This is a genomic window from Streptomyces africanus (assembly GCF_002150735.1).
Classification (GTDB): domain Bacteria; phylum Actinomycetota; class Actinomycetes; order Streptomycetales; family Streptomycetaceae; genus Streptomyces; species Streptomyces africanus.
In genome coordinates this window covers 1-25582 of the sequence record NZ_MUKA01000012.1, presented here as the reverse complement: position 1 = coordinate 25582, position 25582 = coordinate 1, and the positions used below count along the sequence as shown (strand labels likewise).

The 25582-nt window shown below is 70.9% G+C and carries 24 protein-coding genes and 1 pseudogene; 14 read left to right on the top strand and 11 right to left on the bottom strand.

What is annotated here, in order from left to right; all coding sequences use genetic code 11:
* Positions 1 to 824 (bottom strand): hypothetical protein (locus CCL05_RS45830; protein WP_244204129.1); only part of this gene is annotated, 824 nt, incomplete at its 3' end.
* Positions 825 to 1002: 178 nt separating this feature from the next.
* Between CCL05_RS45830 and CCL05_RS02240 the strand changes: the two genes are divergently transcribed.
* The 3 genes from CCL05_RS02240 (at position 1003) to CCL05_RS02230 (ending at position 4463) form a co-directional block, all read left to right on the top strand.
* Positions 1003 to 3066, top strand: a complete 2064-nt coding sequence (locus CCL05_RS02240) for an MDR family MFS transporter (RefSeq protein ID WP_086558773.1) — start codon at positions 1003 to 1005, stop codon at positions 3064 to 3066.
* A 165-nt stretch (positions 3067 to 3231) separates the two neighbouring features.
* Positions 3232 to 3948, top strand: coding sequence for a hypothetical protein (locus CCL05_RS02235; protein ID WP_086558772.1), 717 nt, complete (start codon positions 3232 to 3234; stop codon positions 3946 to 3948).
* Positions 3949 to 3953: 5 nt separating this feature from the next.
* Positions 3954 to 4463: a hypothetical protein gene (locus CCL05_RS02230; protein ID WP_086558771.1), complete on the top strand. Its 510-nt coding sequence runs from the start codon at positions 3954 to 3956 to the stop codon at positions 4461 to 4463.
* A 22-nt stretch (positions 4464 to 4485) separates the two neighbouring features.
* Here the strand turns inward: CCL05_RS02230 and CCL05_RS02225 are convergent, their stop codons facing one another.
* On the bottom strand, positions 4486 to 4893 hold the full coding sequence (locus CCL05_RS02225) for a DnaJ family domain-containing protein (RefSeq protein ID WP_086558770.1): 408 nt from the start codon (positions 4891 to 4893) through the stop codon (positions 4486 to 4488).
* 267 nt (positions 4894 to 5160) lie between these two features.
* On the opposite strand from CCL05_RS02225, the gene CCL05_RS02215 reads away from it, so the two are divergent.
* On the top strand, positions 5161 to 5553 hold the full coding sequence (locus CCL05_RS02215; protein ID WP_107400412.1) for an FHA domain-containing protein: 393 nt from the start codon (positions 5161 to 5163) through the stop codon (positions 5551 to 5553).
* Between the two features lie 9 nt (positions 5554 to 5562).
* On the opposite strand, the gene CCL05_RS02210 is transcribed toward CCL05_RS02215, so the two are convergent.
* Entirely contained in the window at positions 5563 to 6234 is a 672-nt protein-coding gene (locus CCL05_RS02210; protein ID WP_086558767.1) for an O-methyltransferase, read from the bottom strand.
* A 104-nt stretch (positions 6235 to 6338) separates the two neighbouring features.
* Positions 6339 to 7712 (bottom strand): glycine betaine/L-proline transporter ProP, encoded by a 1374-nt coding sequence (proP, locus tag CCL05_RS02205; protein ID WP_107400411.1) that lies wholly within the window; start codon positions 7710 to 7712, stop codon positions 6339 to 6341.
* A gap of 288 nt (positions 7713 to 8000) precedes the next feature.
* Between proP and CCL05_RS02200 the strand changes: the two genes are divergently transcribed.
* Positions 8001 to 10067: a bifunctional glycosyltransferase 87/phosphatase PAP2 family protein gene (locus CCL05_RS02200; RefSeq protein ID WP_107400410.1), complete on the top strand. Its 2067-nt coding sequence runs from the start codon at positions 8001 to 8003 to the stop codon at positions 10065 to 10067.
* A gap of 3 nt (positions 10068 to 10070) precedes the next feature.
* Here CCL05_RS02200 and CCL05_RS02195 read toward each other — a convergent pair whose 3' ends face one another.
* Positions 10071 to 10292, bottom strand: a complete 222-nt coding sequence (locus CCL05_RS02195; protein ID WP_086558765.1) for a hypothetical protein — start codon at positions 10290 to 10292, stop codon at positions 10071 to 10073.
* Between the two features lie 195 nt (positions 10293 to 10487).
* On the opposite strand from CCL05_RS02195, the pseudogene CCL05_RS02190 reads away from it, so the two are divergent.
* The 5 genes and pseudogenes from CCL05_RS02190 to CCL05_RS02170 form a co-directional block, all read left to right on the top strand.
* Positions 10488 to 11178: pseudogene (locus tag CCL05_RS02190) on the top strand (transposase); the annotation flags it as partial.
* A gap of 490 nt (positions 11179 to 11668) precedes the next feature.
* Complete coding sequence (locus CCL05_RS02185) at positions 11669 to 13147, top strand: alpha/beta hydrolase (RefSeq protein ID WP_086558764.1); 1479 nt, start codon at positions 11669 to 11671, stop codon at positions 13145 to 13147.
* A 481-nt stretch (positions 13148 to 13628) separates the two neighbouring features.
* Complete coding sequence (locus tag CCL05_RS02180) at positions 13629 to 14273, top strand: ATP-binding cassette domain-containing protein (RefSeq protein ID WP_373432262.1); 645 nt, start codon at positions 13629 to 13631, stop codon at positions 14271 to 14273.
* Positions 14270 to 15091, top strand: coding sequence for an ABC transporter permease (locus CCL05_RS02175; RefSeq protein ID WP_208641322.1), 822 nt, complete (start codon positions 14270 to 14272; stop codon positions 15089 to 15091). The genes CCL05_RS02180 and CCL05_RS02175 overlap by 4 nt, the downstream gene beginning before the upstream one ends.
* The gene (locus tag CCL05_RS02170) at positions 15088 to 16200 is read left to right on the top strand and encodes a terpene synthase family protein (protein ID WP_086558762.1); all 1113 of its coding nucleotides are present in this window, start codon (positions 15088 to 15090) and stop codon (positions 16198 to 16200) included. Before CCL05_RS02175 ends, CCL05_RS02170 begins: the two co-directional genes overlap by 4 nt.
* Here CCL05_RS02170 and CCL05_RS02165 read toward each other — a convergent pair.
* Positions 16164 to 16610 (bottom strand): ATP-binding protein, encoded by a 447-nt coding sequence (locus CCL05_RS02165; protein ID WP_244204128.1) that lies wholly within the window; start codon positions 16608 to 16610, stop codon positions 16164 to 16166. The genes CCL05_RS02170 and CCL05_RS02165 overlap by 37 nt on opposite strands.
* A gap of 91 nt (positions 16611 to 16701) precedes the next feature.
* On the opposite strand from CCL05_RS02165, the gene CCL05_RS02160 reads away from it, so the two are divergent.
* On the top strand, positions 16702 to 17529 hold the full coding sequence (locus CCL05_RS02160) for a helix-turn-helix domain-containing protein (RefSeq protein ID WP_086558760.1): 828 nt from the start codon (positions 16702 to 16704) through the stop codon (positions 17527 to 17529).
* The gene (locus CCL05_RS02155; protein WP_086558759.1) at positions 17510 to 17695 is read left to right on the top strand and encodes a DUF397 domain-containing protein; all 186 of its coding nucleotides are present in this window, start codon (positions 17510 to 17512) and stop codon (positions 17693 to 17695) included. Before CCL05_RS02160 ends, CCL05_RS02155 begins: the two co-directional genes overlap by 20 nt.
* Here CCL05_RS02155 and CCL05_RS02150 read toward each other — a convergent pair.
* Entirely contained in the window at positions 17679 to 18848 is a 1170-nt protein-coding gene (locus tag CCL05_RS02150) for a steroid 3-ketoacyl-CoA thiolase (RefSeq protein WP_086558758.1), read from the bottom strand. The genes CCL05_RS02155 and CCL05_RS02150 overlap by 17 nt on opposite strands.
* A 192-nt stretch (positions 18849 to 19040) precedes the next feature.
* Between CCL05_RS02150 and CCL05_RS02145 the strand changes: the two genes are divergently transcribed.
* Positions 19041 to 20276: a cytochrome P450 gene (locus CCL05_RS02145; protein ID WP_086558757.1), complete on the top strand. Its 1236-nt coding sequence runs from the start codon at positions 19041 to 19043 to the stop codon at positions 20274 to 20276.
* A 3-nt stretch (positions 20277 to 20279) separates the two neighbouring features.
* Here the strand turns inward: CCL05_RS02145 and CCL05_RS02140 are convergent, their stop codons facing one another.
* Positions 20280 to 20870: a TetR/AcrR family transcriptional regulator gene (locus CCL05_RS02140; protein WP_086558756.1), complete on the bottom strand. Its 591-nt coding sequence runs from the start codon at positions 20868 to 20870 to the stop codon at positions 20280 to 20282.
* Positions 20871 to 21015: 145 nt separating this feature from the next.
* Here CCL05_RS02140 and CCL05_RS02135 point away from each other — a divergent pair, with 145 nt between their 5' ends.
* Complete coding sequence (locus CCL05_RS02135) at positions 21016 to 21936, top strand: alpha/beta hydrolase family protein (RefSeq protein WP_086558755.1); 921 nt, start codon at positions 21016 to 21018, stop codon at positions 21934 to 21936.
* 201 nt (positions 21937 to 22137) lie between these two features.
* On the opposite strand, the gene CCL05_RS02130 is transcribed toward CCL05_RS02135, so the two are convergent.
* The 3 genes from CCL05_RS02130 to CCL05_RS02120 form a co-directional block, all read right to left on the bottom strand.
* Positions 22138 to 22962: an ECF transporter S component gene (locus tag CCL05_RS02130; RefSeq protein WP_086558754.1), complete on the bottom strand. Its 825-nt coding sequence runs from the start codon at positions 22960 to 22962 to the stop codon at positions 22138 to 22140.
* Positions 22959 to 24623: an ABC transporter ATP-binding protein gene (locus tag CCL05_RS02125; RefSeq protein WP_086558753.1), complete on the bottom strand. Its 1665-nt coding sequence runs from the start codon at positions 24621 to 24623 to the stop codon at positions 22959 to 22961. The genes CCL05_RS02130 and CCL05_RS02125 overlap by 4 nt, the downstream gene beginning before the upstream one ends.
* A partial coding sequence (locus tag CCL05_RS02120; protein WP_107400409.1) for a CbiQ family ECF transporter T component occupies positions 24620 to 25582 on the bottom strand: 963 nt, incomplete at its 5' end. The genes CCL05_RS02120 and CCL05_RS02125, both read right to left, overlap by 4 nt.

Below are 25582 nucleotides of genomic sequence, written 5' to 3'. Positions count from 1 at the left end.
GGAGCCGACACGGGCGCCGGGCGGCACCCCGCGGCCAAGACGAGCGGACGGACTGCTCTCGCCCACGGACCCCGCGCAGGCAGCCGAAGGCACCCCGCGACAGCCCCTCGGGCAGGTGTCTGCCCGAGGTGCTGTCGTGGGGTGCCTTGGGCTGCCTGCGCGGGGTCCGTGGGCGAGAGCAGGCCGTCCGCGTGCGTTGGCCGCGGGGTGCCGTCGGGCGCCCGGGTCGGCTCCGTGGGCGGGAGCGGGCCGTCCGCGTGCGTTGGCCGCGGGGTGCCGTCGGGCGCCCGGGTCGGCTCCGTGGGCGGGAGCGGGCCGTCCGTGTGCGTTCGCCCTGGGGTGCCGTCGGGCGCCCCCGTGGGGCGCTTGGGGCCCGGGGCCTTCGCGTGCCAGAGCGCGGTCGGGACGTCCGCGCGGGCGGGGGCGTCCGCCGGGGACGGCTGTGCGGGGGCGTCGGAGCGCCAGGGCTCCGCGGCGTCGGCCGGCTGCCCCGGGGCCTCCGCGGGTGTGGACGGGCCGTCCGTGCGGTTGTGCCGGGCCGCTTCGGCTGCCCGCGTGGCAGCGTCGGTGCGGGTGGGCTGGGTCTCCGCCGAGGGGGCGCGCGGGGTGCGCTCGTCCCCGGAGGGGGCCGTGACCGTTTCGGGCGTGAGTTCGACGTACGGGCGGATGCGGAGTGGGTCGAAGTCCTCCGCTGCCGCCGCCTCCGTCGTGCGCGTGTTGCGGAGGGCCTCCGCGGCGCGGTGCGTGCAGGCGCAGGACGGGGTGTTGTCCGGCTGTCTGGGCGTACCGCACTCCGGGCACGGGTGGCCGTTCGGCTGTTCCACGCGTTCCTCCCTCCCCTCGCGAACTCCAGCTCCCCTCGCGAACTCCAGAGATTATCCAGATCTTCTCCACAGTGCGGACGGCCAGCTCCCGGAATGAAAGCTTCCAAAAGGACTCGACGGGCCATAACAGGTCGCACCGGTCACGATGGAAAATGTCACAGGAGCCTCGGGAGGTCTGATGGCCGGGCATGTGCACGCCACGAACGCATCGGGCCAGGGCGCCGCCGTCCGGGAGAAGGTGCCCGGGAACGTCCTGGTCTCCATCGGCGCCCTGCTGCTCGGCATGCTGCTCGCCGCCCTCGACCAGACCATCGTGTCGACCGCGCTGCCCACCATCGTCAGCGACCTCGGCGGCCTGGATCACCTGTCGTGGGTGGTCACCGCCTATCTGCTGGCCGCGACCGCCGCGACTCCGCTGTGGGGCAAACTCGGCGACCAGTACGGCCGGAAGCGGCTGTTCCAGACCGCGATCGTGATCTTCCTCGTCGGCTCCGCACTGTGTGGCGCGGCGCAGGACATGGCCCAGCTCATCGCCTTCCGGGCCGTGCAGGGGCTCGGCGGCGGCGGACTGCTGGTGTTGTCGATGGCCATCGTCGGCGATCTCGTGCCGCCTCGTGAACGCGGGCGCTACCAAGGGCTGTTCGGGGCCGTCTTCGGCGCGACCAGTGTGCTCGGGCCGCTGCTCGGCGGGCTGTTCACCCAGCACGCAAGCTGGCGTTGGGTGTTCTACGTCAATCTGCCCGTCGGGGTCGTCGCGCTCGCGGTGATCGCGGCCGTGCTGCACATCCCGCGCAGGGCCACGCGGCACGTCATCGACTACCTGGGCACGTTCCTCATCGCGGCCGTCGCCACCTGCCTGGTGCTCGTCGCCTCCCTCGGGGGCACGACCTGGGGATGGGGATCCGCGCAGATCGTCGGGCTCGCGGTGCTGGGCGTCGTCCTCGCCGTCGCCTTCGTGGCCGTCGAGCGGCGGGCCGCCGAACCCGTCCTGCCGCTGAAGCTCTTCCGCGTCCGCACCTTCACGCTCGCCGCCGTCATCAGCTTCGTCGTCGGCTTCGCCATGTTCGGCGCGCTGACCTACCTGCCGACGTTCCTCCAGGTCGTGCACGGCATCAGCCCGACCATCTCCGGTGTGCACATGCTGCCGATGGTGCTGGGACTGCTGCTGGCCTCGACGGCCTCCGGGCAGATCGTCAGCCGGACCGGCCGCTGGAAGGTGTTCCCGATCGCCGGCACCGGCGTCACCACCCTCGGGCTGCTGCTGCTCCACCAGCTCGACGAGCACAGCTCCACCGCCGAGCTCAGCGGTTTCTTCTTCGTCTTCGGACTCGGCCTCGGCCTGGTGATGCAGGTCCTCGTGCTCATCGTGCAGAACGCCGTCCCGTACGAGGACCTGGGCGTCGCCACCTCCGGCGCGACCTTCTTCCGCTCCATCGGCGCCTCGTTCGGCGTGGCCGTCTTCGGCACGGTCTTCGCCGGCCGGCTCGGCGACCAGCTCACGGACGCCTTCCGGGGAACCCCGCTGCCGCCCGGCGTCTCCGTGGGCGCGCTGGAGGCCGACCCGCGCGGCATCGCCGCCCTGCCGCCCGGCCTGCGCCCGCCGGCCCTGCACGCGTACTCCGTGTCCATCACGGACGTCTTCCTGTACGCCGCCCCGGTCGCGCTCCTCGGCTTCGTGCTGGCCTGGTTCCTCAAGGAGGACCGGCTGCGCGGCTCGGTCACCGCGCCCGACGTCACGGAGACCCTGGCCAGCAACCCCGTCGAGCGGTCCTCGCACGACGAGGTGTGCCGCGCGCTGTCGGTGCTCGGCACCCGCGCCGGGCGGCGCGAGATCTACCGGAAGATCACCGCCCGGGCGGGCTACGACCTGCTGCCCGCGGCGAGCTGGCTGCTGCTGCGGACCAGGCGGTACGGCTCGGTGGAGCCGGCCGTGCTGGCCGAGCGGATGCCCGTGCCGCTGGCCGTGATCATGGAGGCCGTACGCCAGGTCGAGGAGCGCGGGCTCGCCGTGCGCACGGGCCTCGACATGATGCTGACCGACCGGGGACACGAGGTCGCCGAGCGGCTGGCGCAGGCCCGTGAGGCGTCCCTCGCCGAGCTGCTCGGCGACTGGTGGGGCCCGGACCGGCCGACCGACCTCGTACAACTCGTGCGGGAGTTGAACGACGAACTGTGCGGCTCGCGCCGGGAGCGGCCGTATGCCGAGCGACCGGTGGAGCGCGCGGTCCGAAAGGCGGTCTGAAAGAGGGCAACGGCATTCTCCGCGGGGGTCGTAACGGGTTCCCCAACCCGATAACCCGGGGGGCGTCCGGGCCCGGTCGCCGTTTGGGCGCCTGCTTGCGGGCTACCCGGTCGGCGAACCGGCTCGCGAGGAGAGCCGGTTGGGCCGAGAACCCGGAAGGCATTCATGTCCACTGGCCTGATCATTGCTCTGATCGTGATCGCGGCGGTCGTCGTCATCATCGCGGCCGCCATGACCCTGCGCGCCCGAGGGGCTCGGCGCGGCCCGAGCCTGAAGCGGCGCTTCGGACCCGAGTACGACCTGGCCGTCGCCCGGCACGACGGCGACGCCAAGGCCGCCGAGCGCGAGCTGGCCGAGCGCGTGGAGCGCCACGGTGAGCTGCGCGAACGCGCGCTGGAACCGGCGCAGCGCGAGCAGTACGAGGCGCGCTGGACGGCCGCTCAGGAGCGGTTCGTCGACTCGCCGCGGGAGGCGGTCGCCGAGGCGGACCGGCTGCTCGCGGAGCTCGCCGGTGCCCGGGGCTTCCCGGACGGCGGGCACTACGAGGAACAGCTCGCGGCGCTGTCCGTGCACCACGCCCACCACGTGGACGGCTACCGGCGCGTCCACCGCGCGGCGCACCTGCGCGCGGACGACGCCCGGGACGGCGGCACCGGTACGGAAGACATGCGTGAGGCCATGGTGGCGGCCCGCGCCCTGTTCGAGGAGCTGGTGCGTCCGGCCCGCCACGACGGCGGAGACCACGTCGCCGGCCCGCACCTGGGCGGACGCCATGAGGGCGGCCGGCACAAGGCCGGGCTGAACGGCGGCCGCCAGGCTACCGCCGGCCGCGGCGGCCACATGCCGTGGGCGATGCACCGACGTCAGGCGAAGGAGAGTTGAGATCGATGTCCGACATGACCCGACCGCCCGGCGACGACACCCGCGACGCGCAGGTCACCTCTGACACTCGCGTCACCCCAGGCACCTCCCGCACCCCAGGCGCCCGTGGCTCCTCCGCCGGCCCCGACGCCCGAGGCGAGACCGCCCTGGGCACCGGCCACGGCACAGGCCTCACCGGCTCCCGGGAACGGGAAGGCACTCCCCAGGGCACGCCGGGCACGCCCACGCACCTGCTCCCGCACGACGAGTCCGACAAACTCGTCTCGCAGTTGCACCACGCCGTCGCCGAGTTCGTCGACGCGCCCCGGGCCGCCGTCGAGGAGGCCGACCACGTGCTGGAGGAGATCGCGGCCCGCTTCACCGAGGCCGTGACGCAGCGCCGCCGCACCCTGCGCCACTCCTGGCAGTCGGTGGAGGGCGGCGAGGGCAGGCCCGTGTCGAGCGGCGACACCGAGCAGCTGCGGCTGGCCCTGAAGGACTACCGGGAGCTGGCGGAACGGCTGCTGCACGTGTGAGCCGGGTGCTCCCGGGCCCCGGTCAGCGAGCTGCCCGGCGCTCCCGCCATTGCCGTACGACGTCCTCGACGTCGTACGGCTTCTTACCGAGCGGGGGGCCGGGCGGCGGCTTGAACATCATCTCGCGGATCTTGTCGTTGATCTCGCCGATGATCCTCCTGACGGCCTGCTCCGAAGGCGCCGCGTACGCGGCGGTCAGCGCGTCCTCCGCCTCCTTGCGCAGCGCCAGTGTCGGCGGCAGGACCGAGAGGCCCTCGCGGGCCATCTTCCGCTTGACCCACCACAGTTCGTCGTAGGTGGCGTCCACATCGGCCGGCAGCGGTTTGCCCGCCCCCGGCAGCCGCTCGAACTCGCCGCGTGTCTCCGCGTCACGGATCTGCTTGTCGACCCAGGACTCGAAGTCGACGCCGGGTGGCTTCCGCTCGGTCATGAATCCATTGTGCCGGACACCGTGCGGCCTGGCGTTCTATCATGCGGCGGGCTAAGGGCCTGTCTGACACACTCCCGCCTGCCCCGCGACGCCTGGCACGCACGCTCGCCGCGTTGCCGAACCGCCCACGTGGCTCCGCCACGAGGGCGCTCCGGCGCCTTGCGATCGCACGCACCAGACGCCGCGGGGCCCGCCCTCCGGGCGGACGACGGGAATGTGTCAGACAGGCCCTGGCAGTCCCACCAGGACGTCTCAGGAGGAGCGCACGTGCTCGAACTCACCATGGCCGCCGTGTCCGCGGCGGAGGAGGGTGCCACGGCCGGCATGCTCATGGCCGACGCGCCCAGCGAGCCGGGCGCCGTGCTGCGGGTGGGCCGCGACAAGTCGGTGTGCCGGCTCTCCACTCCGGACGACTGGCTGTTCGTCTCCCGCGTCCACCTGGAGTTCCTGTGCGGGCCCGACGGGACCTGGCAGCTGACCTGGCTGCGCGGCTCCCAGCCCGACCCGTCCTCCGAAGTCCGGCTCACGGTGGGGGAGTACGTCCAGCCCCTCGCCTACGGCGGCACCGTCCCGCTGCCCAGGGGCGGCAGCGGCGAGGTCGTCGTCCAGGACCGCACCGCCCCGCGCAGCGTCAACGTGGGATTTTTCCACGAGGTGTGACGCTGCGGGTCAGGCCAGCACCCGTGCCAGCGCGAACCCGTCGTATCCCTTCATGCCGACCGTCTGGATCGCCGTGCCGCTCAACCGCGGGTGGCTGCCGATCAGTTCGATCGCGGCGCGGGTGCCCGTCACGTCCGGTGCCGTGCTCGCCGCGTCGGTCACGCGGCCGCCGCGGACGACGTTGTCGAGGACGATCAGGCTGCCCGTGCTGGTGAGCTTCAGGGCCCACTCCACGTAGTGCGGGTTGTTGACCTTGTCGGCGTCGATGAAGACCAGGTCGAAGGGCGGCGGGTTCTCGTCGGCCAGCTGGGGCAGCGACTCCAGGGCCGGGCCCACCCGGACCTCGACGAGCTTGTCCAGGCCGGCGCGGGCGATGTTGCGCTCGGCGACCTCGGCGTGCCCGGGGTCGTACTCCAGCGAGACCAGCCGCCCGTCGGCGGGCAGGGCGCGGCCCAGCCAGATGGTGCTGTAGCCGCCGAGCGTGCCGATCTCCAGGATGTGGCGGGCGCCCTGGATCTGGGCCAGGAGCTGGAGGAGCTTGCCCTGGTTGCCGGCGACGTTGATGTGCGGAAGCCCGGCGGCGTCGCTGTCGCGCAGTGCGGCCGCCAGGGCTTCGTCGTCCGGGGCGAGGCGGGTGGTGAAGTAGGCGTCGACCTCGTCCCAGACGTGCGACTCGCTCATGCACCTCTACCTTTCGTACGCATAGTTAGCTTCCCTAACTACTGGCGGGACGAAGATACGGGGTGCACCGGTTCACTGTCAGGGGGATTTCCCCCCGGCGTGTCTCATTCGGCCACGGACGGTGCCGACCCCGGCAGCGGGCGCCCGGCCGACTCCGCCATGCGCCACACCGCGAAACCGCCGATGACGGCCGCGGCCATCATGTAGTAGGCGGGCATCATCATGTTCCCGGTGGCGCCGATCAGGGCCGTGACCACCAGCGGCGTCGTGCCGCCGAACAGGGACACGGAGACGTTGAAGCCGATGGACAGGGAGCCGTAGCGGACCTTCGTCGGGAACAGCGCCGGGAGCGCCGAGGGCATGGCCGCCGTGAAGCAGACCAGCAGCAGGCCGAGGGCACCCATGCCGAGCGCGACCGCGAGCAGGCTGCCCTCGCGGATCAGCAGCAGGGCCGGGACGGACAGCAGCAGGAAGCCCGCGCAGCCGGCGGCGATCACCGGACGGCGGCCGACGCGGTCGGTCAGCGCGCCGGCGAACGGCTGGACGATCATCATCAGGGCCATCACGCCGAGGACGACGAGCAGGCCGTGCGTCTCGTCGTAGTGGAGCTGACCGGTCAGGTAGCTCGGCATGTACGACAGCAGCATGTAGTCGGTGACGTTGAAGACCAGCACCAGGCCGACGCAGAGCAGCAGCGCGCGCCACTGGCCGGTGATCATCTCGCGCAGCGGCACCTTGGGGCGGTGGGTCTCGGCCTTCTCGACCTCGGCCGCGAACGCCGGGGTCTCCTCCAGCTTCAGCCGCAGGTAGAGGCCGATGATGCCCATCGGGCCCGCGATCAGGAACGGGATGCGCCAGCCCCAGGAGGTCAGGTCGTCGGCGGAGAGCAGGGCCGTCATCACCGTGACCAGGCCCGCGCCGCCGATGTAGCCGGCGAGGGTGCCGAACTCCAGCCAGCTGCCGAGGAAGCCGCGCCGCTTGTCGGGGGCGTACTCGGCGATGAACGTGGAGGCGCCCGCGTACTCGCCGCCGGTGGAGAAGCCCTGCACGAGACGGGCCACGAGGAGCAGGATCGGCGCGCCGACACCGATCGTCGCGTACGACGGGATCAGGCCGATCGCGAAGGTGCCCGCGGCCATCATGATCATGGTGACGGCGAGGACCTTCTGGCGGCCGACGCGGTCGCCGAGCGGGCCGAAGACCATGCCGCCGAGCGGGCGGACCAGGAAGGCCGCGGCGAAGGCGCCGAACGTGGAGAGCAGCTGCGCGGTGGGGTTGCCCGAGGGGAAGAAGACCTTGCCCAGCGTGACCGCGATGTAGCTGTAGACACCGAAGTCGAACCATTCCATCGCGTTGCCCAGCGCCGCCGCCTTCACGGCGCGCTTGACGAGCGCGGGGTCGGTGACGGTGGTGTCCGGGGTTTTCGCTGCGCGGCTCTTCAGGCCGGACGCGGGAGCGACGACTGAGACAGTCGACAAGACTCGCTCGCCTACCTTTCGACGGGGACAGGGACGCGGTCCGCGCGGCGGCGCTGTCGTACGGGCCGAAAAGCGACGATAGGCGAAGAAAAGCCCTTTACGGGCGGTACGCCTTTCGTTGCAGGGTGCATCTAAACAGCGGCTATGCAGGCACGTATGCCCGGCTGGGAGCGGTTCCCACGAGATCTTGATGTGATCCTTCTCGCGTCACGAGAGGCAACCGCGCGCCTCGCGCACTATCGTCAACCCGGACAAAGGGGGGCATGTCGGGTAGAAGGTCGACGAGGCGTGGCGAACGCGGAGCGCAGCGGACGACCGGCGGAAGCCTTCGGAGCGACAGCCGTCGGCAGGACCCGCACACCCACCCGCACACCCCTGCGCGCGGCCTGTCTCGGGCTGTGGCTGATCGTCGCCGCCCTCGCCGCACGGCAGGTGAGCGTCGTTCTCGGCACCCCGCGCGGCGAGCGGCTGACGGATCTGGAGACCTGGGTCGGGCCGAACGGCGTCCTGCACGTGAACGGCTCGCTCTACGACTCGACCCGTTTCACCGGCACCCCCTTCAACGGCCTCGTCCTCAAGCCCCTCACCCGCGCGGCCGAACAGGCCCTCGGCTGGGGCTGGACCTTCGGCACACTGCTGCTGGTCGCCGCCCTAGGGATGATCGCCGCCCGTGCCCTGCCCCAGCCCGTCGGCCGGCGCACGGCACTGCTGGCCGCACCCGTGGCCATCGGCCTGCTCATGCTGTCCCTGCCGGTCCGCAACACCCTGTGGCTGGGCCAGACCAGCATCATCCCGGTCCTGCTCGTCCTGCTGGGCTGCTTCACCGCCCACGGCCAGCGGACCAGCGGCCTGCTCATCGGCGTCGCGGCGGCGCTCCAGCCCACCCTGCTGCTCTTCACGCCCCTGCTGTGGTGCACCGGCCGCAGACGCGCCGCGCTCTCCACCGGCGTCACCTTCGCCGCCTGCACCGCACTGGCCTGGGCGGCGATGCCGCACGACTCCCACCGCTACTGGGTCCACCACCTGGCGGGCGTCGGCCTCGGCGGCCCGGCCGACGACCTCGCCAACCAGTCCCTGCACGGCGCCCTGCTCCGGCTCGGCCTGACCGGTCCCCTGGAGATCGCGCTCTTCCTGGCGCTCGGCGCGGCCGTCGCCGTCCTGGCCCTGCGCCGCGCCGTGCGCTACGTCGGCGACGGCCAGCTCCTCCTCGCCGTCGCCATCACCGGCTGCGCCGCCATCGCCGTCTCGCCCACGGCCTGGCAGCACCAGCTGCTGTGGGTGCTGCTCGCGGTCGTCGGCCGGGCCGGCGGACGCGCCGGTGACCGGTACGTCTGGCCCGTCGCGGTCATCCTGATCATGACCCTGCCGACCAGGATGCTGCTGCCGGACATGCGGGCCCTGGACCCGCTGCGCACCAACCTCGTCCTGCTCGCCGCCCTCGCCGCCGCCACGGCCGTGCCGTTCCTCTCCCGCACCTCCCCGCACTACCGGGCGCCGCTGCCGCCCGAGTACGCCCCCGCCGTCCCGGCCCGCTTCCGGCACGTCCCGCTCGTGCCCTTCCTGCGCCGGGTCCTCACCCGGCCGAACCTCCTCCTGGAGCTCCTCCTCATCCGGGTCACCTACGCCGCCTACGCCCAGGTCCGGCTCGCCGCGACCGGCGGCAGCAACTCGGCGGGCCGGGCCGAGGCCGAGGAGAACGGCCGGCAGATCCTCGGCCTGGAACGCGTCCTGCGCATCGACATCGAGCGCTGGGTCAACCACACCGTCGTCACGGTCGACCGGCTGCGGGACTTCCTCGACTTCTACTACACGTCGTTGCACTTCATCGTCCCGCTGACCGTCCTCGCCGTCCTGTACTGGCGCCGCCCGGCCGACTATCGCTGGGCCCGCTCCGCCCTGGGCTTCGCCACCCTGCTCGCCCTGGTCGGCTTCTGGCTCTACCCGCTGGCCCCGCCCCGTCTGATGCCGACGCTCGGCTTCATCGACACCGTCCACGGCGTCCAGGACTTCTCCCGGCCCGACTACGGCACGCTCACGTCCCTGACCAACCAGTACGCGGCGATGCCGTCGCTGCACTTCGGCTGGTCGCTGTGGTGCGGCCTCGTCATCGCCGTCCTGGCACGCCGCTGGTGGATCAAGGCCCTGGGGATGCTGCACCCGCTGCTCACCGCGTCCTCGATCGTCGCGACCGGGAACCACTGGGTGCTGGACGCGGCCGGGGGAGGGGTGGTGGTGGGCGCGGGTTTCGCGCTGACGTATCTGCTGTCGGGGCCCAGAGCGCACACCGCCGCCGTGCGCGGGGCATCGCGGGCGGGGGACTCCAGCCCCGGCCGGTCGACGAGTTCGGTCGGCTGACGGTCATTCCCTGCTGAACACGGCGACGTCGTCGCCGAAGGCGCAGGCCAGCAGGCCGTCGTCGCTGAGCAAAACGGCGCTGCACGGGCCCATCCGCATCCCCAGCGGCGACCCCAGCGTCACCAGCGCGCGCACCCCGTGCCCGGGGCGGGTGTGCCCGGGGGGCCGGAACAGGTCCCCGTAGAACGCCATCCGCAGGTCGCCCGGGGCGAGTTCGCATCGCACCCGTCCCCCGAGCCGGCAGGACTTTCACTCTGGAGCCACTGAAGCGCGCGGGTTCGTGGAATCCGACGACGCTCTAGCTACTTGCCCCTGAAGAAGTCGTTGGTGCCGCTGGGTGGACCTATGGGGAGAGCTGGTTCGGGGCTGCCGGTGGCCGCGACAGTTGAGCTGGGTCGTCGGCAGCCGGGGGTGGTGGCGGTGTTGCGTGTCGCGGCAGTGCAGGACACGTGGTGGGAAGTGCTGCCGGAGCAAGTGCGGCAGCTACCGGTCCAGCTGGCCCAGATCGACGCGTACCTGGACGACGAGCGATTCATCGCCCCGTGGCGGGAGCTGTTCGCCGACCGGCTGGGGCGGCCGTCGGTTCCGGTTGAGACGCTGCTGCGGCTGCTGTATCTCAAGTACCGTTACCAGCTCGGTTACGAGACGCTGTGCCGTGAGGTTACGGACTCGCTGAGCTGGCGCCGGTTCTGCCGGATCCCGCTGGCCTCCCCGGTGCCGCACCCGACCACGCTGGTCAAATTGATGCGCCGCGGCGGCGCGCAGACCGTGGAACAGCTCAACGCCGCATTGCTGGGCAAGCTGGTCGAGGACAAGCTGGTGCTGTGCCGCAAGCTGCGCATCGACACCACCGTGATCGAAGCCGACATCGACCACCCCACGGACGCCGACCTGCTGGAACACGGCGTGCGCAAGCTGTGGCGACTGGTGCGCCGGATCAGGGCCGCGGGCGCCGCCAGGCGCACCCGCTTCTATGATCGCAGCCGATCAGCAGGGCGCCGCTTGAAGGAGATCTCGCGCACCCTGCGACGACGCACCGGCCAGGCGATGGGCGAGATCGACCGGCTCACCGGTGAGATCGCCACCGTGGCGCGCGCGACACTGTACCTCGGGGCGAAGACCCCCCACAGCGCGATGGCGCCGGCCGGCCCGCACAGGTGCAGCCAGCGCGTGTACGTGACCGGCCGCGCCAACGCCCGTAAGAGCCAACGGAATCGGGTGGGACGGCTGGAGTGGAGCACCTGGTCATCCTGCCAGTGGGGCGAGCGCGGCGCCCCCCCATTTGGGGGACAGCGAACCCACCGCTGGGGGAGGCCGCAGGACCCTCTCAGCTGCCAAGGTGGCTTCGTCATCAGCAACGACGGCCATGACCTCGCGAAGGACCGCGGTGGCATCCGGATGGCGGTCCGGCTCACCGTCACCGTCTCCGTGCGGCCGGTCCGGGACACGACCCCGGTATCGGGCTTCCCGGCGCGAGGTCAGGGCCCCCGATGGTGACCGGCCGGGCAAGCTCGTGCGCATTTGTGCGCACGGCCCACCGGGGGGCACGCAATCATGCGGATGCCGCAGTCGGCCTCACACCTCTATGACCGGAGACAATGATGAAGCACAGACTCGCCGCGGTACTGGGCGTCCTTTCGCTGAGTGCGACATGCCTCGCCGTCGCCGGCCCGGCGTCAGCGACAACGCTCTCCTGGAATCCGTGCGCTCAGCCCGATGGCCCCGCCGACCAGCAGTGTGCTGATCTGTCCGTCCCCGTGGACTACCGCAAGCCGGACGGCGCCCGCCTCACCCTGCGCGTCACCCGCCTGGTCAGCGACCGCCCGGCTACCCGGCGCGGCACCCTGCTGGTCGTCCCAGGCGGCCCGGGCGGCTCCGGCGTCGACGCGCTCGCTCACACAGGCCCGGCGCTACGCAAGGCCGTGCACGGCGCCTACGATCTGGTCAGCCTCGACCCGCGCGGGGTGGGTGGCTCCACGGCAGTCGGCTGCGGGCTGAGCGCGGACGACCGGGACGTCATGAACCTCCGCAGCTGGCCCGGTCCCGGCGGCGATATCAGCGACAGCGTCGCCCGCGCCCATCGCATCGCCGACGCCTGCGCCCGCAACGGCGGTGCGGTGGTGCGCAGTTACTCCACTGCGAACGAGGTGCGCGACATCGAGCGCCTCCGCCAGGCCCTCGGTACCCCGAAGATGTCCGTGTACGGGGTGTCGTACGGCACGTATGTAACCGCCGCCTACGCGCAGGAGCACCCCGAGCACACCGACCGGGTGGTGCTCGACAGCACCGGCGATCCCGACCCGGCACGAGTGGAACGCGGTTGGCTCGCCAACACGGCAGCCGGCGCCGACGAGCGGTTCCCCGACTTCGCCCGCTGGGCTGCTGACCCCGCCCGCGACCTCGACGGGCTCCGGCTGGCCCAACGCGTCAGCGAGGTAAAGCCGTTGGTGTTGGCCCTCGCCGACCGACTGGACCGCACACCCCGGGAGACCACCACACCGCACAAGCCGCTCACCGGCAACATCCTGCGCCAGGCCGTCCAGCAGACGCTCTTCTACAGCGACGCCAACTTCCCCGGGCTGGCCCAACTGATCAAGGCGGCCGAGGACCCCCACACCACACTTGACCTGCCCCCCGGATACGCCACGCCGATGCCGGACCGCGACGCCGCCGTGTTCACGGCGACGCAATGCAACGACGTGGGCTGGCCCCACGACGTTCGCGGCTACGCCCGCGCCGTGGCAACCGACCGCATCCGGCACCCGCTCACCGCAGGTCAGCCGGTGAACATCACCCCCTGCGCCTTCTGGCACACCGAGCCGGCCGACAAGCCGGTCCACATCACCTCGGACGGACCGTCCAACATTCTGATGCTCCAGAACCTCCGGGACCCGGTCACGCCCTACTTCGGTGCCCTGCGCATGCGGACCGCCCTCGGCGACCGCGCCCGCCTGGTCACCGTCGACCGCGGCGGCCATGGCTCCTACCACGCCGACGGCAAAGCCTGCGGCGACCGGGTGGTGACGGAGTTCCTCCTGACCGGGCACCGCCCGTCGGCCGATCTGCGGTGCACGGCGTAGCTGCGACCCAGGCCAGAAGCGTTCCCGCGATTCGAGGACACCCCGACCTCGCGGAGGGAGGCCGCAGGCACTCCTTATGGCGCGGTGCCCGATCCAACGGATCAGAAGGCTTCTGACCATCCACGGCTGACATCAACGACGCCGGACGGAGGCGCACACCCGCGTCTCTGCCCGGCCGTCGCACCAGTCGACGGCAACAGCCGGAGCGGACTCGGATCGAACCACGGAAGCGACGAGAACGTGGTCGTCCCATCGAGGACGCCGGCGACCGCGAACAACTGGGAGCACGGGCGGGACGTCCATCCGGCACCGGGCGGCAACGAACCTACGGCCTGAGCTGCACAGAACTCGCAGGTCAGGGCTGCTCCGTTGTTTTTTCAGCGAGTACTAGCTACGTCGTGCGCCTGTTTCACCGTTTCGGGCGGTTTGGCGATCCGGCCGTGGATCTCGCCGTTTCCGTGCCATCAAATTTCCGTATGACATGGCGACAGTACTTACTGGACGGGGTGGGGGCGGCGCGGTGGAGGTAAGGGGGGTGTATCACGCCTACCGTCGGCGGGTGGTCCTGCGGGGTGTCGACTTGGACCTCGGGCCCGGTGTGCTGGCAGGGATTGTCGGCGAGAACGGTGCGGGCAAGACAACCCTGTTGAAGATCCTCGCCGGTGAGCTGCGTGCGGACCGTGGCGCGGTGCGTCACGGGGGGCGTTTTGGCTACTGCCCGCAGGATGTGGTCCTCAACGACGCCCTGACCGTCCGGCAGCACCTGGAGTTCTTCAGGACGGCCTTCGCGCTCGCCGACCTGCGTCATGCCGAGAAGGTCATGGAGGCTCTGCAGTTCTCCCAGTACGCCGATGTACGCGCCGGGGTGCTCAGCGGCGGGACCCGGCAGAAACTGAACCTCACGCTCGCGCTCATGCACGATCCGCGGGTTCTGCTGCTGGACGAGCCGTACCAGGGCTTCGACTGGGACACCTACCAGCGGTTCTGGGACCTGGCCTCCCAGCTGCGCGACGCCGGCCGCTCGGTGCTGGTGGTCTCCCATCTGGCCTACGACACCGCACGCCTGGATCAGCTGTGGCGCCTGGAGGCGGGCGCGCTGCGCCTGGAGACGGCGGCACCGGCGTGAGGACACACCTGAACCTGTTCACCACCGCCACCCGGTATGACCTGATCGAGCACGCCCGCAACCGGTTCGCCATGCTGCTGGTCGTCTTCTTCATTCCCACCTGGGTCGGCCTGGTCTACCTCACCATCCCCGACAGAACGGCCCCGTTCCAGCTGGCTTCCACCGGAGAGAGGCTGGCGCCCGCCGGCAATGAGCTGACTCAGATCACCGGAGCCCTCAACGCCGTCACCCTGGTGACCGGATTCATGATGTTCGCCGCCACCTTCACCGGCGGGCGCTTCGACCGGCGCCTGGCCATGGCCGGCTACCCCCGCACCCATCTCGTGATGGCCAAGGCCGCCTCCTTGGTCCTGGCGTCCGCGCTCCTCGCCGCCTACGCCACCGCGGCCATGTGCATCGCCTGGACACCGAAACAGCCCTACCTGCTCGCCGCCGCCCTGTTCTGTGCCGCGCTGACCTACGGAGCCATGGGCGTGGTATTCGGATCCCTGCTGCGCCGAGAGGTCGAGGGCATGTTCGCCCTGGTGATGACCAGCGTCATCGACGTCGCCCTGCAAAATCCCCTGGTCAGCGCTGGCGCCGACAACCCGCTGACGCGCTTGCTGCCCACCTACGGTTCCGTCCAAGCCGCCACCGCGGCCGGGTTCTCCACCATCTCCGTGCCCGCATACCTCGCTCTGCAGCTGCTGTGGTTCGCCGCCGCCGCACTCCTGGGTCTCCTGGCCTTCCACCACCGCACCCGCAACGCCCTGCCCAGGCCGGTCCGTCACGACGGCTCTCACCCTCAGGACTCCGCCACGACGAAGGAGCACGCATGAGCAGCAGCACAACAGAAGTGGGCCGGTCCGTGATTCCGGCTCAGCAGGGTAGTGCGCCGCGCTTTTACTACCCCTCGCCGATGCCGCAGGTCTCCCACATCCCTACAGACGTAGCGGCCCAGGTCCAGGCGTGGAAAGAGGCATACGACTTCTTTCCCAAGGAGCAGAGCCCCGCAGCCCACCAATCCCGCGGAACCGTCCTGGCCTGGTGCCTCGGGAGGTTCTCCCACCAGGAGACCAGCAAGGCAGTGCTTCGAGGCATCGGCTGCATGATTGAGTGGGCGCTCATCATCGACGACGATGTGCTCGATCACGCAGACGCTCGCAGCCGGCGCAGCGAAATCATCCGCTTCGTGGGCCGGATCACGCATGTTCTGGAATCTCCGGGATACCGCGTGACAGAAAACGACAACCCCTATGTCGCAGCAGTACATGACGTGATGGAGCAGCTGCGCGCGGAGTGCACACCCACACAGGTGGCCCGGGTGAGCACCGGGCTCAGGTGCTTGCTCACCAGCGGCGTACACAAGCTCCACCTGGACGAACCCACCGAAGACGAGTACCTCGCCCTGCGCGGCCATGACGTCGGCAGCTCCGTATATGCCGCATGGATCGGGCTGTGCGGACCTGCCCCCATCCCGGACGAGGACTGGAACGCACCGGCGGTCCAGGCCCTGATCGGGTGCGCAACTCTGCTCGTCGGAGTGGAAAACGATGTCGTCTCCTACCACAAGGAGAAAGCAGAAGGCCAGACCTCCCCGAATTTCGTGGGCGTCCTGCAAGCGGCTCGCGGGCTCTCCTTCGACCAGGCCGTCAGCGCGGCGATCGAGACGCGCGACCGCCTGATGCTTCTCTTCCTCCGCCTGCGCGAGCGCCTGATGCCCTCGGCCGAGCCGCCCCTGCAGTACCTCATCGAGCGACTCGGTCAGTTCATCATCGCCAACACCGAAGCCACCCTGTGCGCGCCGCGCTACAACCCCTCGGCCGCACAACGCTTCGCCTTGGAAGACGTCGTCAAGACGCCCGCCTGCTGGGCACCCGCCCTGTCGACCACCGACACCAGCCCCCTGCCCTACCCGAGCATCTCCTGGTGGTGGGACCACTGCTGAGGATCAGTGGTGTCGTCCAGCGCTCCGCATTCGAACCACACGGTCTTCCCGCCCCCGTGCCAGGGCGACACGCCCCACTTGTCAGCCATCGCGTCGAGCAGGAGCAGCCCCCGACCACCCTCGGCCTCTGGGTCCACGTGGGCCGGGGAGAGCGGCAGTTCATCACTGCCGTCCGTCACCTCGACCCGCACCCCGGCCGGCTGCCGCAGCAACAGCAGCTCGCAGCGGCGGTCCGGGACGTGCTGTACGACGTTCGCCAGCAGCTCGGTCACGCCCAGCTCGACGGCGTCCGACAGCTCGGGCATGCGCCACTCCTTGAGGAAGGAGCGGACGATACGGCGGACATGCCGGGCGGCGTGCGAGCCGACGGTGAGGCGCATCGAGTACTGGGCGGGAATGTATTCGTTCACGGGACGAGGTTGACGTGCCGTGACTACGCTGGGCTACCGAACGGATACAACCGGTCCGGTGGTGGGCCGAGTTGCGTGAGAGGGGCTCTGCGTGACCAACATCAACGCCCTTGACCCGGGTGCTTCTCCGCTCGACTACTACGGCTACGAGCTGCGCAGGCACAGGGAGGCGGCGGGGCTGACGCTGAAGCAGCTCGGAGCGATCCTCAACTACACCGGCTCGTTGGTGGGCCAGATCGAGACAGCGCGGAAGGTTCCGACGCCGGAGTTCAGTGAGCGGGTGGATGCGGCGCTGGGCACGGACGGTATGTTCTCGCGGCTGGTCGAGTTGGTGTTGCGGAGTCGGCTCCCGGCGTGGTTCCAGCAGGTGGCCGAGCTGGAGATGCGGGCGACGGAGATCTGCTCCTTCCAGACGCACATGGTCCTCGGGCTGCTTCAGACTCAGGGATACGCGCAGGCCGTGCTCGGGGCGCTCGACAGGACCGACCTCGAAGACCGCACGGCAGTCCGCCTGGCTCGTCAACGCGTCTTCGAGAAGGCGGATCCCCCGGTCTTCTGGGCAGTGCTCAGCGAAGCCGCGCTGTACTTGGAGATCGGTGGCCCGGAGGTGATGCGGGAGCAACTGGCCCACCTGTTGTCCTTTGAGGGCAACCCCCTCATCAACATCCAGGTGCTCCCGTTCTCGGCCGGTGCTCACGCGGGCCTGCAAGGCTCGTTCGACGTCTACCGTTTTGTGAGCGACCCCACCATCGTCTACACGGAGGGGTACGGCAGCGGGCATCCGACTGCGAACCCGGACACCGTGAGGGAGTGCTCGCTCCGTTACGATCACCTCCGGGCCGCCGCGCTTTCCCTCAACGACTCGGCGGAGCTCATCCGGCGCGTAATGGAGGATCGCTATGGAGATGCAGTGGCGTAAGTCGACGTACAGCGGCGACCAGGGCGGCCAGTGCCTCGAAGTCGCACATATTCCGGAGGCCGCTGTCGCAATACGCGACTCAAAGAACCCAGCGGGACCGATCCTCACCCTCGACCCCGCCGCGTTCACCACGTTCATCAACTGGACGACTACAACCGCTGAATGATCGTGCCGGTGGCCAAACCGCCGCCCGCGCACATCGTGATCAGCGCGAACTCCTTGTCCGCGCGCTCCAGTTCATGAAGTGCCGTCGTGATGAGCCGGGCCCCGGTGGCCCCCACCGGGTGCCCGAGCGCGATCGCGCCGCCGTTGACGTTCACCTTCTCCAGGTCCTGCTCGAAGACCTGCGCCCAGCTCAGTACGACCGATGCGAACGCCTCGTTGATCTCCACGAGGTCGATGTCCTTCAGGGACATCCCGGCCTTGCCCAGCACGGCCCTGGTCGCGTCGATCGGCCCGTCGAGATGGAAGTGGGGGTCCGCCCCGACCAACGCCTGGGCCACGATCCGGGCACGGGGCCGCAGCTTCAGGGCGCGAGCCATCCGTTTCGACGCCCACATGATCGCCGCCGCCCCGTCGGAGATCTGCGACGAGTTGCCCGCCGTGTGAACGGCCGTCGGCATGATCGGCTTCAGCGCGGCCAGCCCCTCCGCCGTCGTGTCGCGCAGGCCCTCGTCCTTGTCGACCAGGCGCCACATGCCCTGCCCGGCGTGCTGCTCCTCCTCGGTCGTGGGGACCTGGACCGCGAACGTCTCCCGTTTGAAGCGCTCCTCCGCCCAGGCGTGGGCGGCCCGCTCCTGGGAGGCGAGGCCCAGGGCGTCGACGTTCTCGCGGGTCAGGCCGCGGTGGCGGGCGATGCGCTCGGCGGCCTCGAACTGGTTGGGCAGGTCGACGTTCCACTCGTCGGGGAACGGCTTGCCCGGCCCGTGCTTCGAGCCCGACCCGAGCGGCACCCGGGACATGGACTCGACCCCGCAGGAGATGCCGACGTCGATCACGCCCGTGGCGACCATGTTGGCCAGCATGTGGGAGGCCTGCTGGGAGGACCCGCACTGCGCGTCCACGGTCGTCGCGGCCGTCTCGTAGGGGAGCCCCATCGTGAGCCAGGCCGTGCGCGCGGGGTTCATGGACTGCTCGCCGGCGTGGGTGACCGTACCGCCGACGATCTGCTCGACGCAGTCGGCCGGGATGCCGGTGCGGCCGAGGAGTTCGCGGTACGTCTCGCCCAGGAGGTAGGCGGGGTGCAGGTGGGCGAGCGCGCCGCCGCGCTTGCCGATGGGGGTGCGTACGGCTTCGACGATCACGGGTTCGGCAGCCATGGGTGCGGGTCCTCTCCGAGGGCTCGGCGGAACTAGTACGCGTTCTAGTTCTGTATTGCAGTGTGCTGACGAAGGTTCAGTGGCGGCAAGGGGCGTGCGGGTAATTGGCGCGCCCACGGCTATTGCTAGTTGTAGAACTCGTTACTACCGTCACGACGACCCTCATTGCTGATGGACCGTCAGGAGCTGTCCATGACCTGTCCAGCGCTTCCCGACGGGTTCGACTTCACCGACCCGGATGTGCTGCACCACCGCGTCCCCCTCCCCGAGTTCGCCGAGCTGCGCCGGGTGGAGCCGGTCTGCTGGGTGTCACAGCCGGCGGGTCTCGCCGGTTTCCAGGACGAGGGTTACTGGGCGGTCACCCGGCATACCGACGTCAAGTACGTCTCCACGCACCCGGAGTTGTTCTCGTCGTACCTCAACACGGCGATCATCCGCTTCAACGAGCACATCGAGCGCGACTCCATCGACGCGCAGCGGTTCATCCTGCTGAACATGGACCCGCCCGAGCACACGCGGGTGAGGCAGATCGTGCAGCGCGGGTTCACGCCCCGCGCGATCCGCGCGCTGGAGGAGCGGCTGCGGGCCCGTGCCCGGGCGATCGTGGCGAACGCCGGCGCGCACACCGGCCCGTTCGACTTCGTCACCCAGGTCGCCTGCGAACTGCCCCTCCAGGCGATAGCCGAGCTGATGGGCGTACCGCAGGAGGACCGGGACAAGATCTTCGACTGGTCCAACAAGATGATCGCGTACGACGATCCCGAGTACGCCATCACCGAGGAGGTCGGCGCCGAGTCGGCCACGGAGATCATCGCCTACGCGATGAACATGGCCGCCGAACGCAAGCAGTGCCCCGCCCACGACATCGTCACGCAGTTGGTCGCGGCGGAGGACGAGGGCAACCTCAACTCCGACGAGTTCGGCTTCTTCGTGCTGATGCTGGCCGTCGCCGGCAACGAGACCACCCGCAACGCCATCACCCACGGCATGCACGCCTTCCTCACCCACGCCGAGCAGTGGGAGCTGTACAAGAGGCAGCGGCCGTCGACGACGGCGGAGGAGATCGTGCGCTGGGCGACCCCGGTCGCGGCCTTTCAGCGCACCGCCACCCAGGACACCGAGCTGGGCGGCAAACTGATCCGCAAGGGTGATCGGGTGGGGCTGTTCTACGCCTCCGCCAACCACGACCCCGAGGTCTTCGACGAGCCGGATGCCTTCGACATCACCCGTGACCCCAACCCCCACCTCGGTTTCGGTGGCGGCGGCCCGCACTACTGCCTGGGCAAGTCCCTCGCCGTGCTGGAGATCGACCTCATCTTCAACGCGATCGCCGACGCCATGCCGGGACTCCGACTGGTCGAGGATCCGCGCCGGTTGAGGTCCGCGTGGATCAACGGGGTGAAGGAGCTCCGGGTTCGGGCCCAGTAGCGGTCACTGCGGTTGGCGTAGTCCCGCGACGAGGAGCGCGACCAGTCGGCGTGCGTCGTAGCGGGGGTCGCTGTCGGCGCCGACGCAGAGGTTTCCGATGCCGCGCATGAACGCGTAGGCGTCGAGGTCGGAGCGGATCTCACCGGACGCGGCGGCGGCTTCGAGCAGTTCGGTGCACACCGGCAGCAGGCGGTCGAGGAAGTAGGTGTGCAGCGGCCCGAAGCAGGTGCTGTCCCCCTGCAACGCGGTGGCCAGGCCGTGCTTGGTGACCAGGAAGTCGACGAAGAGATCGACCCACCGCCCGAGGGCGGCATGGGGCGTCGGGCTGCTCGCGAGCAGGGCCGGGCCGGCTTCGGCGCAGGCGTCGACCTGGTGGCGGTAGACGGCGATGACGAGGTCCGCCCGGGTGGGGAAGTGGCGGTAGATGGTGCCCACCCCGACGCCGGCCTTGGCCGCGATGTCGCGCACCGGCGCGTCCACGCCCGAGCTGACGAAGACCTCGGCGGCCGCGTCCAGCAGGGTCTGCTGGTTGCGCCGGGCGTCCTTGCGCTGGGACCGGGCTGAGCTTCCGGCGCTCTGGCCGCTGTCGTTCACCGTGGCTTCCTTCCGTGCGGGCGCGTGCGGGCGCGTCCGGTTGCGTGCGGTTGTAAAACGGAACCGTGTTCCGTATCGTGCGTGTCGTAATCGGAACGGCGTTCCGTTTCCTTCATGATGACAGACCTGACCGGAAGGCATCCTCATGCCCGGCACTTCCCTGTCCGACTCGACCATGGTGATCTCCGCTAAGCCGGTGGTCCTGCCCGCCCCGGGCCGCGGTGAGGACCTCCAGGTCCGCGTGTCCGCCCCCGCGACCGGCGGCGATCTGCCCGTCGTCGTCTTCTCGCACGGCTTCGGCTGGTCGATGAACGGCTACGCCCCGCTGGCGGACCACTGGGCCGCCCAGGGCTTCGTGGTGGTGCAGCCCACCCACCTGGACTCCAGGACGCTGGGCCTGCCTCCCGAGGACCCCCGCACGCCGCGGATCTGGCGCTTCCGCATCGAGGACCTCAAGCGGGTGCTGGACGGACTCGACGTTCTCGAAGCCTCCGTACCGGGCCTCGCCGGACGCCTCGACCGCGACCGCGTCGCCGTGGCCGGCCACTCCTGGGGAGCCCAGACGGCGGGCACGCTGCTGGGTGCCCGCGTCCTCGACTCCGACGGCGTTCCCGGCGAGGACCTGTCCGACCCCCGTGTGAAGGCGGGCGTGCTGCTCGCCACGGCCGGCCTGGGCGACGACCTGACCCCGTTCGCCGTCGAGCACCTGCCCTTCATGCGGCCGTCCTTCGCCACGATGACCACACCGGCGCTCATCGTCGCCGGGGACCAGGACGACTCCGCGCTGACCACACGCGGACCGGACTGGTTCACCGACCCCTACACCTACAGCCCGGGCGACAAGAGTCTGCTCACGCTGTTCGGGGCGGAGCACTCGCTCGGCGGCATCTCCGGCTACGAGGTGGCGGAGACGACCGACGAGAGCCCCGCACGCGTCGCACTGCTCCAGCGCCTCACCACCGCCTATCTGCGCAGCGCCCTCTACCCCGGGGACACCGGCTGGAAGGCGGCGGCCGTCGCGCTGGAGGAGGACCCGGAGCCGCTGGGGAAGCTCCAGAGCAAGTAGGCGAGGGCGCAGAGAAAGGCGAAGGCGACGGCCCCGGGGATCAGGGGGCCGCCGCCTTCAGCCAGAGAAACAGGCGGGCCGGATGCCCGCAAGGAACCCGCTTACTAGGTGTGGCCGCATGTGCGCGGAAGGTCTGGACTGTGACCTGGGGGTTGTTCCTACGGCCCCGCTTCGTAGGTGACGGGGGTCATGTGGGGGGCTTCACGTCCGGGGCGCGTCGAACGTGACCGGCGTCTCGAAGGCCGCCCGGCGGGTGGCGCGGCGCAGCGCCCGCAGGACCGCGGGGCCGAGCGTGAGCGTCAGTACGACCGTGACGACGGCCCGGCCCAGGTCCCAGCCCAGCGAGGTGGCCAGGCAGTACGCGAGGAAACGGGCCAGGTTGGCGGCGACCGCCGCGTGCGGGTCGAAGCCGACGTTCGACGCGAGGGCGCTCATGAAGGGCCAGCCGGCCAGGTTCATGACCGTGCCGTAGGCGAAGGCGGCGACGAAGCCGTAGACCGCGAGCATGACGAGCTCCGCCCGGCCGCGCAGCCGGTCCGGGCCCGGCAGCAGGCCCGCGCCCATCGCGAACCAGCCCATCGCCAGCATCTGGAACGGCAGCCACGGGCCCACCCCGCCCGTGAGCAGCGCCGACGCGAACATCGTCATCGAGCCCAGGACGAACCCGAACCCCGGGCCGAGGACCCGACCGCTCAGCACCATCAGGAAGAACATCGGCTCGATCCCGGCGGTACCGGCGCCGATCGGCCGCAGGGCCGCCCCCGTCGCGGCCAGCACGCCGAGCATCGCGACCGCCTTCGGACCGAGACCGGACTCCGAGATCGCCGCGGCCACCACCGCCACGAGCAGCACCAGCAGGCCCGCGAAGAGCCAGGGCGCGTCCTGGGCGTGCGCGCTGAGCCGCGAGGTGGGCGGGGTCAGGAACGGCCAGCCGAAGCCGATGACGCCGACCGCGCTGACGAGGGCCAGGGCGGTGACCGAGCGGGGGCCGAGGCGGACGGCCCGGGCCTGGCGCTGAGTGTTCACGAGGTGGTCCCGGACTGGAGCGCCGCGCGGACCTGGGAGACCGTGAGCCAGTGCTGCGGGGCCAGGATCTTGGTGACCTGCGGGGCGAAGGAGGGGGAGGAGACCACGACGTCCGCCGTCGGGCCGTCGGCGATCACCTCGCCGTCGGCGAGCAGCACCACCCGGTGGGCGATCTCGGCCGCCAGCTCCACGTCGTGCGTGGCCAGCACGATGGCGTGCCCCTCGGCGGCCAGGGTGCGCAGCACCGCGACCAGGCGGGCCTTCGCCGCGTAGTCCAGGCCGCGGGTCGGCTCGTCGAGCAGGAGCAGCGGGGGCCGGGCGGTCAGCACGACCGCCAGGGCGAGGGCGAGCCGCTGCCCTTCCGAGAGGTCCCGGGGGTGGGTGTCGTCGGTGACACCGGGGAGCAGTTCGGTGACCAGGGCGCGGCAGGTGCCGGGTGCCGCGTTCGCGTCCTGGTCGGCCGCCGTGCACTCGGCGGCGACGGTGTCGGCGTAGAGCAGGTCCCGGGGCTCCTGGGGGACGAGGCCGACTTTGCGGACGAGGTCCTTCGGGCGTGTGCGGTGGGGGACGGCTTCGCCGAGCCGGACGGTTCCCGAGCTGGGGGTGACCAGGCCGGCCAGGGAGTTGAGCAGGGTGGACTTTCCCGCGCCGTTGCGGCCCATGAGGGCGATGGTTTCGCCGGGGGTGATGGTGAGGTCGATGTCGCGGAGGGCGGAGATGCGGCCGCGGGTGACCGAGAGGGCTTGTACTTGGGCTGTGCGGCTTGTGGTGGGCTGGTCGCGCCCACGCGGCGGTAGCCGCACATCGATTACAGCCCCGCGCCCCTGAAGGGCGATGCTCTCCCGCTCCTCAAGTCGTCGGCGTAGGTCTGATGCTCGGCGGCGGGCGTCGCGGACGGTCATCGGCAGGGGGTTCCAATCCGCCAGTCGGCCCAGGGCCACCACCGGTGGGTACACCGGGGACACGGCCATGACCTCGGCCGGGGTGCCTACGACCGGCGGCTTGCCCGGGCCCGGCAGCAGGACGATCTGGTCGGCGTACTGGATGACGCGTTCCAGGCGGTGTTCGGCCAGGAGGACCGTCGTGCCGAGGTCGTGCACGAGGCGCTGGAGGACCGCCAGGACCTCCTCGGCGGCGGCCGGGTCGAGCGCGGAGGTCGGCTCGTCCAGGACGAGGACGCTCGGGTGCGGGGTGAGGACCGAGCCGATCGCCACGCGCTGCTGCTGGCCGCCGGAGAGCGTGGCGATCGGGCGGTGGCGCAGATCGGCCAGGCCGAGCAGGTCGAGGGTCTCCTCGACACGGCGCCGCATCACGTCCGGGGCGAGGCCCAGCGACTCCATCCCGTAGGCGAGTTCGTCCTCGACGGTGTCCGTGACGAAGTGGGAGAGGGGATCCTGGCCCACCGTGCCGACGACGTCGGCGAGTTCGCGCGGCTTGTGGGTGCGGGTGTCGCGGCCGGCGACCGTGACCCGGCCGCGCAGGGTGCCGCCGGTGAAGTGCGGGACGAGCCCGCTGACCGCGCCCAGGACGGTGGACTTGCCGACACCGGACGGGCCGGCCAGGAGGACGAGTTCGCCCTCCGGGACCTCGAAGTCGACGCCCTGGACGGTGGGTTCGGCGGCACCGTCGTACGTCACGGACACATCCTCGAAGCGGATCACGACGGCTCCTTGGGATCGGGGGCGACGAACGCGGGCAGCAGGCCGAGCAGGATCGCCGCCGCGGGCCAGAGGGGAAGCGCGGGGGCCACGAGCGGCACCACACCCGGGTGCAGGGCCGCGGGGTCACGGCTCGCGGCGAGCGTGAGGAGCGCGGCGACCGCCACGCCGGAGGCGACGACCAGCCAGGCGCGCACGTCCCAGCGGTCGGGGCGGTACCGGGTGCGCAGCGACCGCCGTCCGCCGAGCCGGAGACCCGCGAGGGCGGCGGCGAGGCCGGTGAGGAGGACCGGGATGCCGTACGTGGCGCCTTCGGCGGTGAGCAGACCGTACGTTCCGGCGCACACGCCGAGCAGGCCGCCGAGGATGAGGGCGGCGGTGGTGCGGCGGACGCCGGCGGGGACCTCGGCGGTACGGCCGTAGCCGCGGGCGTCCATCGCGGCGGCCAGCGACACCGAGCGCTCCAGCGCGCCCTCCAGGACCGGCAGGCCCACCTGCAGCAGGCCCCGGATGCCCTTGTCCGGGCGGCCGCGCAGACGGCGGGCGGCACGTAGGCGCTGGACGTCGGCGATGAGGCTGGGCGCGAAGGTGAGAGCGACGACGACCGCGACGCCCATCTCGTAGAGGGCGCCCGGGAGGGACTTGAGCAGGCGGGAGGGGTTCGCGAGGGCGTTCGCGGCGCCGACGCAGATGAGGAGGGTGGCCAGTTTGAGGCCGTCGTACAGGGCGAAGGTGAGGGCCTCGGCGGTGACCTCGCCGCCGAGGCGGATGCCCTGGGCCCAGGCGGGGAGGCCGACTTCGGGGAGCGTGAGGAGCGTGTGCGTGCCGGGGATGGGGGAGCCGAGGACCGTGGCGAAGAGCAGGCGGATGAGCAGGACGGCGAGGGCGAGTTTGACGAAAGCGCCGTAGGAGCGGGACCAGGGGGTGTCGGGGCGGCGGGTGGCCACGACGTAGGCGGAGAC